General features: G+C 64.1%; 15 protein-coding genes and 1 tRNA gene. 12 read left to right on the top strand and 4 right to left on the bottom strand.

The annotated features are described in order from the left end of the window. Positions 1–8: 8 nt before the first annotated feature. The 8 genes from G0A00_RS17835 to G0A00_RS17800 all read left to right on the top strand — a co-directional run bounded on the left by G0A00_RS17835 (position 9) and on the right by G0A00_RS17800 (position 7517). Positions 9–635 carry an OmpA family protein gene (locus G0A00_RS17835; protein WP_235953255.1) on the top strand — a complete coding sequence of 209 codons (627 nt, stop codon included), beginning with the start codon at positions 9–11 and terminating at the stop codon, positions 633–635. Positions 636–838: 203 nt separating this feature from the next. Next, complete coding sequence (locus tag G0A00_RS17830; protein WP_164184281.1) at positions 839–2080, top strand: AAA family ATPase; 1242 nt, start codon at positions 839–841, stop codon at positions 2078–2080. A gap of 12 nt (positions 2081–2092) precedes the next feature. Then, the gene (locus tag G0A00_RS17825; protein WP_164184280.1) at positions 2093–3541 is read left to right on the top strand and encodes a CpaF family protein; all 1449 of its coding nucleotides are present in this window, start codon (positions 2093–2095) and stop codon (positions 3539–3541) included. A 5-nt stretch (positions 3542–3546) separates the two neighbouring features. Then, entirely contained in the window at positions 3547–4512 is a 966-nt protein-coding gene (locus G0A00_RS17820) for a type II secretion system F family protein (protein ID WP_164184279.1), read from the top strand. A 9-nt stretch (positions 4513–4521) separates the two neighbouring features. Continuing rightward, positions 4522–5493: a type II secretion system F family protein gene (locus G0A00_RS17815; protein WP_164184278.1), complete on the top strand. Its 972-nt coding sequence runs from the start codon at positions 4522–4524 to the stop codon at positions 5491–5493. A gap of 4 nt (positions 5494–5497) precedes the next feature. Continuing rightward, on the top strand, positions 5498–6082 hold the full coding sequence (locus G0A00_RS17810) for a tetratricopeptide repeat protein (protein ID WP_164184277.1): 585 nt from the start codon (positions 5498–5500) through the stop codon (positions 6080–6082). A gap of 57 nt (positions 6083–6139) precedes the next feature. After that, positions 6140–7000 carry a lipopolysaccharide assembly protein LapB gene (locus G0A00_RS17805; protein ID WP_164184276.1) on the top strand — a complete coding sequence of 287 codons (861 nt, stop codon included), beginning with the start codon at positions 6140–6142 and terminating at the stop codon, positions 6998–7000. Between the two features lie 10 nt (positions 7001–7010). After that, the gene (locus G0A00_RS17800; protein WP_164184275.1) at positions 7011–7517 is read left to right on the top strand and encodes a prepilin peptidase; all 507 of its coding nucleotides are present in this window, start codon (positions 7011–7013) and stop codon (positions 7515–7517) included. A gap of 10 nt (positions 7518–7527) precedes the next feature. Here the strand turns inward: G0A00_RS17800 and G0A00_RS17795 are convergent, their stop codons facing one another. Then, the gene (locus G0A00_RS17795; protein ID WP_235953250.1) at positions 7528–8451 is read right to left on the bottom strand and encodes a pyrroline-5-carboxylate reductase; all 924 of its coding nucleotides are present in this window, start codon (positions 8449–8451) and stop codon (positions 7528–7530) included. Positions 8452–8516: 65 nt separating this feature from the next. Here G0A00_RS17795 and G0A00_RS17790 point away from each other — a divergent pair, with 65 nt between their 5' ends. The 3 genes from G0A00_RS17790 (at position 8517) to G0A00_RS17780 (ending at position 10484) form a co-directional block, all read left to right on the top strand. Beyond that, complete coding sequence (locus tag G0A00_RS17790) at positions 8517–9824, top strand: ATPase (protein WP_164184274.1); 1308 nt, start codon at positions 8517–8519, stop codon at positions 9822–9824. A gap of 102 nt (positions 9825–9926) precedes the next feature. Further along, positions 9927–10003, top strand: a tRNA-Met gene (locus G0A00_RS17785). Between the two features lie 274 nt (positions 10004–10277). Then, the gene (locus tag G0A00_RS17780) at positions 10278–10484 is read left to right on the top strand and encodes an AlpA family transcriptional regulator (RefSeq protein ID WP_164184273.1); all 207 of its coding nucleotides are present in this window, start codon (positions 10278–10280) and stop codon (positions 10482–10484) included. 9 nt (positions 10485–10493) lie between these two features. On the opposite strand, the gene G0A00_RS17775 is transcribed toward G0A00_RS17780, so the two are convergent. The 3 genes from G0A00_RS17775 to G0A00_RS17765 form a co-directional block, all read right to left on the bottom strand. After that, positions 10494–10859: a hypothetical protein gene (locus G0A00_RS17775; RefSeq protein WP_164184272.1), complete on the bottom strand. Its 366-nt coding sequence runs from the start codon at positions 10857–10859 to the stop codon at positions 10494–10496. 95 nt (positions 10860–10954) lie between these two features. Further along, positions 10955–11311: a hypothetical protein gene (locus G0A00_RS17770; protein WP_164184271.1), complete on the bottom strand. Its 357-nt coding sequence runs from the start codon at positions 11309–11311 to the stop codon at positions 10955–10957. Positions 11312–11416: 105 nt separating this feature from the next. Beyond that, positions 11417–11821 (bottom strand): hypothetical protein, encoded by a 405-nt coding sequence (locus tag G0A00_RS17765; protein WP_164184270.1) that lies wholly within the window; start codon positions 11819–11821, stop codon positions 11417–11419. Between the two features lie 538 nt (positions 11822–12359). Between G0A00_RS17765 and G0A00_RS17760 the strand changes: the two genes are divergently transcribed. After that, positions 12360–13616 carry a hypothetical protein gene (locus G0A00_RS17760; protein ID WP_164184269.1) on the top strand — a complete coding sequence of 419 codons (1257 nt, stop codon included), beginning with the start codon at positions 12360–12362 and terminating at the stop codon, positions 13614–13616. Positions 13617–13648: the final 32 nt, after the last annotated feature.

Here is a 13648-nt window from a genome sequence, read left to right as displayed (position 1 = left end):
CACGGACGATGATCAAAGGCGGCACCGCCGCCCTCGTGCTGGCGCTTGTCGCGGGCTGCTCGCCACGGGAAACCGGCTCTGACGTCGATGGTGGCAACTTCGGCAATGCCACGATGAACAACTCGCTGGTGATGACCGGTCAGCAGAGCTACGTGCACGACCTTTCCAGCCGCTTTGCCTCCGAAGTGCCCAGCATGGTGAACTTTGCCTTCAACAGCACGGTTCTCGATGCCGCCGCACAGCAGGTGCTGCGCCAACAGGCCACGTGGATCCGCCAGTTCCCCGAGGTTCGTTTCCGGGTCTACGGACACACCGATCTTGTGGGCAACGCCGCTTACAACAAATCGCTCGGTCTGCGCCGGGCGCAGGCGGTGGTGCGGTTCCTTGCGACCCAAGGCATCTCGACCTCGCGGCTCGAGGCCGTTGTCTCCTTTGGCGAGACACAGCCGCTGATCGTCACCGAGGGCCGCGAGCGGCGCAACCGCCGCACCGTGACGGAAGTATCGGGCTTCGTGCAGGACCACCCCAACCTGCTTGATGGCAAATACGCCGAGGTGATTTACCGCGAGTATGTGCGCAGCGCTGCGCCGGCCAGCACGGTGAGCGGCACCTCGCTTTCGGGCGGCGGCGAATAAGCCGCTCCCGCTGGGGCCATCGTCCAAGAATACCGTACAATTACGGTTTTTCGGTCAAAATGTCGCCTCACTTGACCGACAATTTCTGCTTTAGCGGGGCGGTCCCGGCTCAGTCTCGAGTCGGTCCGCGCAGCGGACGGATGTGCACGAGCGCCTGATGCGCCCAGCCCGCCGCCTTCCCGCCAAAGGCAGAGGAAAGAAGCATGACGAGCAAACTCGAGCGGCAGAGCGCCCCCGCACCGATCCAGGCCTGCACGGTCAGCCGGGACGTGCAGAACTTTGACCTGCTTATCGAGGATATGGAATCGCTGCTGGGCGAGGGCTGGGGCGATCTCGGCTTTGGAGAGGCGCTGACCTTCCTTGGACAGCCAGACGCCGACACGCTGGAATTCATCGCGCTCGCCATCGACAGCGAGGACGAAGACAACCTTGCGATGCTCTGCAAGATCATTGGCCGTGCGACCGAGCGCGGCATCAAAGTTGTTCTGATCGCCGAGGATGTGACACCCGCGGCCCTGCACCAGCTGCTGCGTGGCGGGGCCGACGAGTTTGCCCCCTACCCGCTGCCCGAGGGCGAACTGGCCAACGCCGTCGCCCGCCTGCGCGCGCGGTCCGAAGCGATAGCCGCAGCGCCCGCGCCGGAACGCACCAAGAAGCTCAAAGGCGGCGGGGACGGTGTGCTCGTGGCGGCGCAGGGCCTCTGCGGCGGGACCGGCACCACCACCTTCGCGGTGAACCTTGCCTGGGAACTTGCCACGGTGCGCGGCGACGCTCCGCCCCGGGTCTGCCTGATCGACCTCAGCCTGCAGTTCGGCACCGTCGCCACCTATCTGGACCTGCCCCGCCGCGAGGCGGTTCTGGAACTGCTCAGCGATATTCCTTCGATGGACGGCGACAGTTTTGCTCAGGCGCTGACGCCCTACGAAGACCAGATGCAGGTGTTCACTTCGCCGCCGGACATGCTGCCGATGGACATGCTCTCGCCGACCGATGTGAAGGCGCTGCTCGACGTCGCGCGCGAGCATTTCGATTTTGTGGTGATCGACCTGCCCAAGGCGATCTCGGATTGGACCGACACCGTGCTGACCGAAGCGCAGGTGTTCTTCGCGCTGGTCGAACTGGACATGCGGTCGGCTCAGAACGCGCTGCGCCTGAAGCGGGCGCTGCAATCCGAGGATCTGCCCTTCGAAAAGATCCGCTTTGTCCTGAACCACGCCCCGAAATTCACCGACCTTCAGGGCAAGACACGCGCCAAGCGCATGGCCGAAGGTCTGGGCATCGACTTCAGCGTGCTGCTGCCCGACGGCGGCAAGCAGGTGCAGATGGCTTGCGACCACGGCATGCCGCTGGCCCGTCAGGCGGCGAAGAACCCGCTGCGTAAAGAAATCGCCAAACTGGCCGCCGAGCTCTACGCCATCGGCCAATCCGACGCGGAAGCCGCGTAATAGGAGCCCGCCATGTTCTCGCGCTATAAGAAGACCCCGTCGAAGCCTCTGGCAGAGGCCGCGGTCGCCGCTGAGGCCCAAGCAACCGCCGTCGCAACGCCTGTTGCCGCCCCCAAGCCGCAGCCGATGCGCAAGGCAAAGCCGCAGCGCGCCGCCGAGGCGGCACCGCAGGATCGAGAAAAGAAGCGCAAGGAACGGCTTGGCGAGATCAAGCTGGAGCTGCACCGCGCGCTGCTCGACAACCTGAACCTTGCCGCCATCGATCAGGCCAGCGAGGGCGAACTGCGCGAGGAGATCGCCGCGATCGCCACCGAGTCGCTGCAGGAAAAGGGCATCGTGCTGAACCGCGAGGAACGCAGCACACTGAACCAAGAGCTGTATGACGAGGTCAAAGGTCTGGGGCCGCTTGAGACGCTGCTGAAGGACGACACCGTCTCGGATATTCTGGTCAACGGCCCGCGGCAGATCTTCGTCGAACGCAACGGTAAGCTGCAGCTCTCGGACGTCACCTTCAAGGATGAACGCCACCTGATGCGGATCATCGACAAGATCGTTTCCGCCGTGGGACGCCGGGTCGATGAATCCAACCCTTATGTCGACGCCCGCCTTGCCGACGGCTCGCGTTTCAACGCCATGGTGCCCCCCATCGCGGTGGACGGCTCGCTGGTGTCGATCCGTAAATTCAAAAAGGACAAGCTGGGGATCGACGATCTGGTGAACTTCGGCGCCTTCACCGAGGAAATGGCTGTCTATCTGCAGGCCGCCGTCGCCACCCGCCTCAACGTCATCGTCTCGGGCGGTACCGGCTCGGGCAAGACCACCACGCTCAACGCGCTGTCATCCTTCATCGACGACAGCGAACGCATCCTGACCATCGAAGACACCGCCGAACTGCAGCTGCAGCAGACCCACGTGGGCCGGATGGAAAGCCGCCCGCCGAACGTCGAGGGCAAGGGCGCGGTGACCCCGCGCGACTGCCTCAAGAACGCGCTGCGGATGCGCCCCGACCGCATCATCGTCGGCGAGACGCGCGGCGAGGAAGTGATCGACATGCTGCAGGCGATGAACACCGGCCACGACGGCTCGATGACCACGATCCACGCCAACAACCCACGCGACGCCATCTCGCGCCTCGAGAACATGATCGCCATGGCCGGGGTCGAGATGCCGCTGAAAGCCATGCGCAGCCAGATTTCCTCGGCTGTGCACCTCCTCGTGCAGGCCAGCCGCCTGCAGGACGGCTCGCGCCGGATGACCTCGATCACCGAGATCACCGGCATGGAAGGCGACGTGATCTCGATGCAGGAAGTGTTCCGCTACCAGCGCGTCGGCCTCACCCCCGAGAACAAGATCCTCGGCCATTTCACCGCCACCGGCGTGCGCAGCCACTTCTCCGAGCGCTTCCGCATGTGGGGCTATGACGTGCCGCCCTCGATCTACGAACCCTTCCGCCCGGAGTAAGCGCCATGCTGAGTGCAGAACCGATCATCTACGGCCTGATCTTCATCGGCGTTCTGGTGCTGGTCGAGGGCGTCTATCTCGTCGCCTTTGGCAAATCCATCAGCCTCAACAGCCGGGTCAACCGCAGGCTGGAAATGCTGAACAAGCACGACAGCCGCGAAGAGGTGCTGGCCAAGCTGCGCAAGGAGATGGACCAGCATCTCGACCGGCGCGGCATCCCGCTCTATTCGCTGCTGGCTGATCGCGCGCAAAAGGCCGCGCTGGCCTTTACCCCGCAGCAACTCATGCTGATGATGGTCGGCGTCAGCGTCTTTGCCTTCTTCGGCCTGACCATCGGCACCGAAGCAACCCTGCCGGTCCGGCTGATCATGGGGGTGGCGATCGGCGTTGGCGGCGTCTTCATCTGGGTGAACAACAAAGCCAAGAAGCGCCTCGCCATGATCGAGGAGCAACTGCCCGACGCGGTGGAACTGATGGTGCGCAGCCTGCGCGTCGGCTACCCGTTCAGCTCTGCCATCACCATCGTGTCGAAAGAGATCAAGGACCCGCTGGCCACCGAATTTGGTGTGATCTCGGATGAGGCCACCTATGGCCGCGACATCGGCGAGGCGCTCAAGCATATGGCCGAGCGGCTCGACATGCAGGACCTTCGCTTCCTTGCGGTGGCGGTGACCATCCAGCAGCAGTCGGGCGGCAACCTCGCCGAGATCCTCGACGGTCTGGCCAAGGTGATCCGCGCCCGTTTCCGCCTGTTCCGCCGCGTCAAAGCCATCACCGCCGAGGCGCAATGGTCCGGCAAGTTCCTTTCGGGCTTCCCGCTGGTGGTGCTGCTGGCGATTCAGGTTCTCGATCCGCACTATTACGACGAGGTGCTCGATCACCCGCTCTTCATCCCCTGCTGTTTTGCCGTGGCCTTCTTCCTGACCGCCAACCTGCTGGTCATGCGGATGCTCGTGAACATCAAAGTCTGAGGCCCTCACATGCTCGACACGCTCAACACGTTGATCACCGCCAAGCTCGGCCCCGCCGGACCGCTGATGGTCGTCGCTGGCCTTGCTTTTTTCCTGATCCTCGCCAGCATCCCGCTGATGCTGCGGTCGCGTCCCGATCCGATGGACAAGCTGCGCGAGACGTCGCGCAAGAAGATGGAGAAGGAAACCCGCGCCGTGCTTCGCGACACGCGGCGCAACGAGAAGCTCAACAAATACGCGCAATATCTCGAGCCGCAGACCGCCGAAGAGCTGGGTGCCATGCGCATGAAGCTCATGCAGGCAGGCTATCGCTCGCGCGATGCGGTGCGCATCTACTACCTCGCGCAAATGGTGCTGGGACTGGGCCTTCTGGCCATCGGTTCGGCCTATTACATGTTGGTGCTCGGCACGCCCGACGCGCCGCTGCACGAAAAAATGCTGTTCATGATCGGCCCGGGTGCCGCGGGGTATTTCGCGCCCAAATACTGGGTCACCCGCCGCGTCGAGGAACGCCGCCAGCAGATCGTCGAAGGCTTCCCCGACGCGCTCGACATGATGCTTGTCTGCGTCGAAGCCGGTCAGTCGCTTGACCAGTCGATCCGCCGCGTCTCTGGCGAGTTGCGCGCGTCCTATCCGGCGCTGGCCGACGAGTTCGAGATCATCAGCAACGAGATGAAGGCCGGTAAGGAGAAATCCGCCGTGCTCAACGACATGGGCGAGCGCTGCGGCGTGCAGGATGTGTCGTCTTTTGTCACCGTACTCAACCAAGCCGCATCCTTCGGCACCTCGATCGCCGACTCGCTGCGCATCTACGCCGCCGAAATGCGTGACAAAAGGGTCATGCGCGCCGAGGAAAAGGCAAACAAGCTGCCGACAAAGATGACGCTGACCACTATGATCCTCACGGTGCCGCCGCTGCTGATGATCCTCGTGGGTCCTTCGGTGGTGGGCATCTCGAACATCGGTAGTCTCGTCAAATAGGCCCATGCCGCGCGCACTGACGCTCATATTCATTCCGCTCATCTTGGCCGCCTGCTCTTCGGGCGGCCTTGGTGCGTTCGGGCGGGGTGACACGCTGGAACAAGAGCCCGGCACTCCCTTCGCCCCTGCCCTCGATCCCAGAGGCTCCGAGGTCGATCAGTTGCTCGTCGGGCACCGGCTGATGCAGGCGGGACAGGCAGAACTGGCGCTGGAGGCCTACACCCGCGCCGCGGGCAAGCATGGGCTCACCGCAGAGGTGCTCAGCTCGCTTGGTTCGGCCAACCTTGCGCTCGGTCGGCTCGGACAGGCCGAGACCCTGCTGCGCCGCGCCGTCGAGGTCGAACCCGAATGGCCCGCGGCTTGGAACAACCTTGGGGTCGCGCTGATCAACTCCGGCCAGACCTCGGAAGCCGCCGAGGTGTTCCGCCGGGCCTACGCGCTGGATAACGGCGAAAGCGACGAAATCCGCGACAACCTGCGCTTGGCGCTCGCAAAGCTGGACGATACGGGTTATGATCCGGCGCAAAATCAAGACTATAGGCTGATCCGCCGGGGCGGTGGCGATTATCTGATCCGGCACGGCGGCTAAGCCCTTGGCCTGAAAACAGGCCCCAGACGAGGCAAGAGCAGCAAAAGGACGCAGAAAATGCGCCACCCGAACGTTTTGATCGCCTGCGCGGCGGGTCTTATCGCCCTGTCCGCCTGCAGCAAGGACATCGACAAAGACGCCGTGGACCGCGAGTTCACCGGGGTGAACGCCATCGACGGCGCAGGCCTTACCGAAGTGATGCTGAGCGCTGGCGACCCCGAAGAGGCCGTGGCCTATTTCTCGCGCAGCGCCGACCAGCAGCCCGAACGCATCGACTTTCAGCGCGGCCTTGCAAAATCTCTCGTCCGCGCCAAGCGCTATCCCGAAGCCGTCACCGCGTGGACGCAGGTCGTCGCGCATCAAGGGGCCCGCAACGAAGACAGCGTGGCGCTTGCAGATGCGCTGATCCGCAACAACGACTGGGACAGGGCAGAACAGGTGCTGGGCACCATCCCGCCAACCCATGAGACCTTTGAGCGCTATCGGCTCGAAGCGATGATCGCCGACAGCCACCAGCAGTGGCAAAAGGCCGACAGCTTCTACGAGATCGCCACGGGTCTGACCACCAAGCCCGCCTCCGTGCTCAACAACTGGGGCTATTCGAAGCTGAGCCGTGGCGATTACGCCGACGCCGAAAAGCTCTTTGGCGACGCCATCCGCCGCGATCCCAAACTCTTCACCGCCAAGAACAACCTCGTGCTGGCCCGTGGCGCGCAGGGCAACTACACGCTGCCGGTGATGGATATGACCCAGATCGAGCGCGCGGAACTGCTGCAGACGCTGGGCCTTGCGGCGGTGAAACGCGGGGATGTGGAGATCGGCAAAGGCCTGCTGCGCGACGCGCTTGAAACCCATCCGCAGCATTTCGAAGCGGCCGCCCGTGCGCTGGACGCCCTCGAAGCGCCCGTGGTGAACTGAGGTTGGGGAGGTGCTGGTGATTTCCGCATCCGCTGCGCTCTGGTTCCTCCCGCTGGTGCTGCCCATCTGCCTCTGGGTTTGCTACACCGATATGAAGTGGATGAAGATCCTCAATAAATCGGTGATCGCGCTCTTCGTGGTCTTCGTCGTTGTCGGCCCCTTCGTCCTGCCTCTGGGCGATTACGCATGGCGCTACGTGCAGCTGATGGCCGTGCTTCTGGCAGGCATCGCGCTGAACGCCGGTGGGGCCGTTGGCGCGGGCGATGCGAAATTCGCCGCCGCCGCCGCGCCGTTCATCCACCTTGGCGATCTGCGCTTTGTCATGGCGCTTTTTGCCGCGACGCTGTTTGCCGCTTTCGTCAGCCACCGGCTGATGCGCGCCACGCCGCTGCGCCGCCTCGCGCCCGGCTGGGCCAGCTGGGAAAGCGGCAGCCGCTTTCCCATGGGGCTGGCTCTTGGCGGCACGCTGGGCCTCTATCTGCTTTTGGGTGCCCTCTATGGGGCCGAGCCCGCCTGAGCGGCGGCCCCTACCCCGCGATCTCGCGCGTGCGCGCCACGGCAGCGTCCAGCCCCGCATCGACGGCATCCTGAAATCCCGCCTCCTGCATCGCCAATAGCCCCGCCGCCGTTGTGCCCGCGTAGTCGATCATGCCGCGCACATGCGTCGAGGCGGTTTGCGGATCCCCGGCCAGCATCTCGCCCGAGGCCAGAAACAGCTGGCGCACCGCCATATCCGCCACCTCGGGCGCGACACCCCGGCGTTCGGCGTAATCGGCCATGGAGGCCGCAAGCTGCGCGACGAAGCCCGGCACCGGCCCGGTCATCGCGGTGAAGATCTCGATCTGCGCCTCATCGGGCACTTCGGCGGTGCTGCCACATGCGCCCAGCAGCCGGTCCACTTGCGCGCGATCCTCGGCGGACAGCGCACCGCACCACGGCGAGAAAGCCAGCCGCCGTGCAGCGGCCGGGCTCGACATGGCGCGCACGACCCGCTCGGCGCCGGTGTGCTCGGCGATCCGCGCGGCGCTGACACCGGCCATGACAGAGATCACCAGCTTGCCCGACGCGTCGATCTCCAGCGCGCCGAACTGCGCGGGCGGCACCGACAGGATCACCACATCGCAGGCCGCGACCAGCACCTGCGCCTCGGCGGTCGCCTGCACCCCGTCCGGCAGCCCCTCGGCACGGCCCGAGCGGTTCGAGACCCAGAGCGCCTCCGCCGCGACCTCCCCGCTTGCAAGCAGCCCGGTGACAAGGCTCCGCCCCAGCATCCCCGTTCCCCCGATCACACCTACCGTCACCTGCGCGCCCATCGTCATCTCCTGATCCTGCGTCATCCTGCTTCGGGCGCCAGCCTCGCGCAGCCGGTCGCGCGACACAAGCCGCCGCGCCTTTGCACCGCCGCTCCTGCGCCGCTGCAATTCCCGCCCCAAGTCAAGCTCTTGCCACAATGATGCGGCTTCCTGTGCGGCAAGAAGGATGGCGCCGCGCAGGCCAGATCAGGGATCACCGACCGATGAACATGCAAACCACCAGCGTGATCGCGCCCCCGGCGCCGAAGCGGCTTGAAGACATGGTGCTTCCGCGCACGATGATGCGCGACATTGTCCTCAAGACCATGTTCCGCAACAACACCAATAAGGTCACCGATCTAGCCCATGCGATCTGCTTGCCGATCGTGATCACCCAAGAATTGGTCGATCTCGCGCGCAGCCACGGGCTCATCGAAGCCATGGGCACCCGCGGCGAGACGGGCAGCAGCGAGATGAACTATCAGCTGACCGACAGCGGCAAGGCGCGGGCGCTGGATGCGCTCTCGCAGTCGGAATACTTCGGCCCCATGCCGGTGCCGCTTTCGGCCTATCGCGAGCAGGTGAAGCGCCAGTCGATCCGCAACATCCAGATGACCCGCGAGGCGCTGACCGGCGCAATGGGGCATCTCGTGCTGCCCGACGATCTGATCTCGCACCTTGGCCCGGCGGTGAGCGCTGGCCGGTCGATCCTGATGTACGGCCCGCCCGGCAACGGTAAATCCTCGATCTCGAACGGCATCCGTGCCGCGCTTGGCGATCGGATCTTCGTGCCGCGCGCCATCGAATATTCCGGGCAGGTGATCACCGTCTACGACCCGATCGTGCATTCCGCCGCCGAGAGCGACATCGAGGACCCCACCCGCCTGCGCCGCAACAACCGCTTCGACACGCGCTACGTGCTGTGCGACCGGCCCACGGTGATCACCGGCGGCGAGCTGTCGCTGGACATGCTCGATCTGGTCTACAACCCCACCGCCCGCACCTATCAGGCGCCGCTGCAGCTGAAATCCACCGGCGGTCTGTTCATCGTCGACGACCTTGGACGTCAGGCCGAACCGCCGCAGAAACTGGTCAACCGCTGGATCGTGCCGCTGGAGGAAAACAAGGACATTCTCGCCCTGCAATCGGGCGAGAAGTTCGAGGTTCCTTTCGACACGCTGGTGATTTTCTCGACCAACTTCCATCCCAACGAAATCTTCGACAAAGCCGCGCTGCGCCGGATCTTCTTCAAGATCAAGATCGACGGCCCGAACCAGCAGGACTTCCTGAAAATCTTCGCCATGGTCGCCCGCAAAAAACAGATGGTGCTCGACGAGGCCTCGCTCGTGCACCTGCTGAAGACCAAATATCCGACCATCGACAACGTCTATGCCAACTACCAGCCGGTGTTCCTGATCGACCAGATGAAGGCGATCTGCGACTTCGAAGGCTGGCCTTACAAGATGACCCCCGACCTCGTCGACAGGGCCTGGGCGAACCTCTTCGTGCGCGACGAAACCATCGTGAAATAGGGTCTCTGGCGCCGGTCCAAAAAAGTTGGAAATTTCCGCTGCGGCAGGTGTTTTTTCCGCTTGACGATACCGCGCCAGAACCATATTCAGCCCCCACTTCTTGGCGGAGTAGCTCAGTTGGTTAGAGCAGCGGAATCATAATCCGCGTGTCGGGGGTTCAAGTCCCTCCTCCGCTACCAAATTCCCCCTGTATTATCGGTGACTTCCTCCTATATGGCGTTGATGCCTGTCGGGCGTAAAGCCGTCTGGGGTAGCGCCGGGGTGGCAAGATGGCAGGGCTGCTTTCTCAGCACCCGTTTCAAAACACGGAATGATCCGGGCGCGAAGCCGATGGGACAAGCCCTCATCGCGTCCAGCATCCGGAAAAGTTTTTTCGTCCAACCCGCCATGATTTCTTTTGGGCCGTCATAAAACGGTCCGATCTCCCCTCCGCATAGAGACAAGGAGATCATCATGCACATCACGTCGCCCACCCCCGACACCCTCGTCGGGATCGCCACTCTTGTGGACATCCTCCAGCGGTCGCGCGCCAGCATCTACAGGGACATCAAGAACAAGACGTTCCCTAAACCTCTGAAACTGGGTAATTCCTCCCGCTGGAGGTTGTCCGAGGTCATGGCGGTCATCGACCGTCTCTCGGACGATCGCGCCGAGGACTGAGAGGGCGGATTAAGTCGCGGCGAGGCGGGCGCAAAGGTCCGCCACTCGCGCCCCGGACCAGCGAACCGCGTTGTAGACATCGAAGGTCGCGCGGCCCGAAGTGGCCAGCGCGTCGATCTCCCGAAACGACAGCATGTTCAGGGAGAGAGCAACCTCTGCCATCTCGGCCATAACGGCCGACCTTGCGGGCAGCGGGGCAGCGCAGAGGCCGACGAGTTCGGCCAGTGCGTCGGCCCCCTCCTCATCCCCCAGAACAGACAACAGGTCGTAGAGCGCCATGCCGTCTCGGCGAATGAAGTCGACCACGTCGAGAACAGCGTCTTCGCGCCGCTCTTGCGCCGTTACGACGCGACTGGTGGTGGAAAGTATATTCATGCATGTCTCCCTGACGACAGTCCGGGGCGAGGGCCGCGAAAGATCAGCTGTCGTCGTCAAGGGGGCCAGCGCCGGCGGGTGCGGGCCCTGGAAGTCTAATGTCCCAGCCGTGCACGCAGATCACCGAGCCGGGCACCGTAGAAACGCACGGCCGCGTCGAGGTCCGCAGGAGCTCCGCCGCTGACACAGGCTTCGTCCAGATCACCAGCGCCGATCCCGGCCAACTCTGACAAAACAAGGTCGATCTCTGCGCGCATCGCGGGCAGATCACGGATGTCGCAGGCAACGCTTTCCGTGAGGCGGATGAGGGCTTGGCTCGCAGCCTCTCGGCGGCAGGTGACGAGCAGTTCATGCAGCGCCGTGGCTTCAATGGAAAGAAAACCGGCGATGCACCGGTATCGTTCGTTCATTTCAGGCTCGATCACATGGCAGATCAGAGTAGTCTCGGACATGGTGGCTCCCCCACGACGGCCTGCGGGCAGAGGCCGCGCATCGGATGCTGTCGGTCAATCGCCGCCGGCCAGGAGCGGACCGGCGACGTCGGGGACGGCGCGGAATTACGCCGCCGCCGAGAAGCGCGCTGCCCACGGATGATCCAGGTCCGTCCTATCGATGGCGTCGCGCAAACCGTCGTTGAGGAGGCAGATCTCCTCGACAATCGGTGATGCGGGATCAATGAGAGCGAAACGTGCACACTCCTCGCTGTCGCGGTCGTCCACGTTCTCGAGCGCGAGGATGTCCAGCAACGCGTGCAGCTGGCGCATGTCGCGCCGCGCGAGAGGGGCGGCACCTGCAAGAGCGTCCGCCACCTCGAGGGCGAGGCGCTCGCCTCGGCGCCCGGCGAGAAGTTCTGCCGCACGGATCAGCGCTTCCCGATGTTCTTCGGCAAAGGCACGCAGCGGTGAGGTATCACCGACAACTGCTGGGGATTCGATTTCGCAGGAACGTTGTTCGTCAAACATGACGATCTCCGTGTTCGGGGAGCCGGCAAATTGGCCGGGGTCAAGATCTTCCTGCTTGCAGCATCTCCTCTCGACGCGCCTCTCAGGCCGGCTGTCCGCTCCGGCTCTCCCCAAGGAGCCGGAGCGCGTCGGGCGGCCATGAGCGCGCCGGCTCCCATCAGTCTTGTCGCTGCCCCCATGTTGGCTGCTGTTCGTTCGCGGGGGTCCTGGGGGTGACGCAGCCCCCTGGCCGGGGCCGGGGAGGCCCGAGCAGCGGGGAGGTGTCGGAGGGGAGAGTGCGGAACGACTGCCCTCTGACCCGCCGGAGGCGCCGGAGTGCAGGGGTGGCGAACGCCCTGCCGCTGTCCTCGCAGGACCGCCTCCCCGGCGTGAGGGGCCCTCGGAGAGCCGCGCGTAGTGAGTCCCGGAGGGGCGGTCTCGCACTACGCATAGTCGGACACTATGCCTGATGCGCCCACCTTCAGCGGGCGTCGCAGACATTCCCGGAGGGGCACCCTTCTTACCTATTTCCCCGTCGCCTCGAACAAAGGAGACGGCGATGAAAGGTTATCAATTCGCGCGCATGGAGACGTATTCAGTGCAAGGCGCGCCCGGGAACAAATCGACGGGAGCAAAATTCCGCAAGAGCGGCGAGCGGGCCTGGACGACGGAAGAGGTGCTGGACGAAGCCGAACGGAAACCCTGGGCGTCGTTCCATGTCGATCCTGACGGCCCCCCGCCCCAGATCCTGCCTGGGATGGTCAGCACATTTGCCGCAGCGCGCGCGGCGCACGCCGAAGCATCAACGTTAAAGGAGACCTATCTCCGCAGAGGCAAGAAGGCGAAGCGCAAGCTGCGGGCCGACGCCCGCACGCTCTATTCCTCGGTCGTATCCCTGCCGACGCTGACGAAAGATGCGCTTGCCGATTCCGCCCTTCGGGACGAATGCGTCGATCTGCTCACGGCGGCGATGGAGCATGAGAAGAAGACCATCGAGAAGGTCGGTGGGGCTCTCCTCATTGGGGTCATTCACTGGGACGAGGATCATGTCCACGCGCATTACCTCGCGATCGATCCTCGACTTGGCCGGGTCGATGGGCTCCATCCCGGCAGAGCTGCCAAAGCCGCCTTCAACGAGGCCCACGCCGAAAAGAAGGCGAATGACCGCAAAGCCATCGGTCAGGGTGCTAACCGTGCTTATCGCGCGGCCATGCGACAGTGGCAGGACGACTTCTACGAAGCGATCTTCGACGGCGCCGGTCTGCTCCGGTTCGGGCCCAAGCGATACCGTATGACGCGTGCCGAGTATCAGAAGGCATTGGCGGTGAAAGACCGGCAGGCCAGGGATGAGAAACGGAGGACCGAGAGTGCCGCGACGTTCAACGAGCAGGTTACCGCTATCGAAAATGAGAAGATCGCTCTCCTCGTCCGTGAAACCGAAGCGGCGAAGATGTCGGCGCAGGGCCGCGCGGAAATTATCCGCGCGGAAGAACTCGCATCGTCGGTCACCGGAAGGACCGAGGCGCTCGAATGCGGGATGAAGGCCATAGAAGCGCGCCAGATCGACTACCGGCCCTGCACGGAGAAACGCCGGGAAGGACTTCAGTTCGGACCGCAAGCTCCTGAGGCTGAGGAAGAACGTCGCTCACTCAAGGACCGGATTATGCCGGCGTTCGATGCCCTCGTCGGCTTTGCTCGCCGGGTATTCGGCGTGCGCCGGCGGGAAGAGGCTCAGGAGGCGAAGCCCGCGGAACTGCGGCGCCGCGCTGCGATCGTGGAAGCGTCAATGTCCAAGTCTAGGCTCAGGATGCATTGATTTCGCGGGAACAGCATGATTCACGGCTTTGA

It is taken from the genome of Salipiger sp. PrR002 (genome assembly GCF_010500775.1).
Lineage (GTDB): Bacteria > Pseudomonadota > Alphaproteobacteria > Rhodobacterales > Rhodobacteraceae > Salipiger.
This window is presented reverse-complemented; position numbering and strand designations above follow the sequence as displayed.

What these genes read in the sequence shown, in the direction of transcription:
- G0A00_RS17790 (WP_164184274.1), top strand. Translation starts at nt 8,517, where the DNA reads ATGAACATGCAAACCACCAGCGTGATCGCGCCCCCGGCGCCGAAGCGG.
- G0A00_RS17810 (WP_164184277.1), top strand. Translation starts at nt 5,498, where the DNA reads ATGCCGCGCGCACTGACGCTCATATTCATTCCGCTCATCTTGGCCGCC.
- G0A00_RS17770 (WP_164184271.1), bottom strand. Translation starts at nt 11,311, where the DNA reads ATGTCCGAGACTACTCTGATCTGCCATGTGATCGAGCCTGAAATGAAC.
- G0A00_RS17805 (WP_164184276.1), top strand. Translation starts at nt 6,140, where the DNA reads ATGCGCCACCCGAACGTTTTGATCGCCTGCGCGGCGGGTCTTATCGCC.
- G0A00_RS17780 (WP_164184273.1), top strand. Translation starts at nt 10,278, where the DNA reads ATGCACATCACGTCGCCCACCCCCGACACCCTCGTCGGGATCGCCACT.
- G0A00_RS17815 (WP_164184278.1), top strand. Translation starts at nt 4,522, where the DNA reads ATGCTCGACACGCTCAACACGTTGATCACCGCCAAGCTCGGCCCCGCC.
- G0A00_RS17775 (WP_164184272.1), bottom strand. Translation starts at nt 10,859, where the DNA reads ATGAATATACTTTCCACCACCAGTCGCGTCGTAACGGCGCAAGAGCGG.
- G0A00_RS17825 (WP_164184280.1), top strand. Translation starts at nt 2,093, where the DNA reads ATGTTCTCGCGCTATAAGAAGACCCCGTCGAAGCCTCTGGCAGAGGCC.
- G0A00_RS17765 (WP_164184270.1), bottom strand. Translation starts at nt 11,821, where the DNA reads ATGTTTGACGAACAACGTTCCTGCGAAATCGAATCCCCAGCAGTTGTC.
- G0A00_RS17835 (WP_235953255.1), top strand. Translation starts at nt 9, where the DNA reads ATGATCAAAGGCGGCACCGCCGCCCTCGTGCTGGCGCTTGTCGCGGGC.
- G0A00_RS17760 (WP_164184269.1), top strand. Translation starts at nt 12,360, where the DNA reads ATGAAAGGTTATCAATTCGCGCGCATGGAGACGTATTCAGTGCAAGGC.
- G0A00_RS17820 (WP_164184279.1), top strand. Translation starts at nt 3,547, where the DNA reads ATGCTGAGTGCAGAACCGATCATCTACGGCCTGATCTTCATCGGCGTT.
- G0A00_RS17830 (WP_164184281.1), top strand. Translation starts at nt 839, where the DNA reads ATGACGAGCAAACTCGAGCGGCAGAGCGCCCCCGCACCGATCCAGGCC.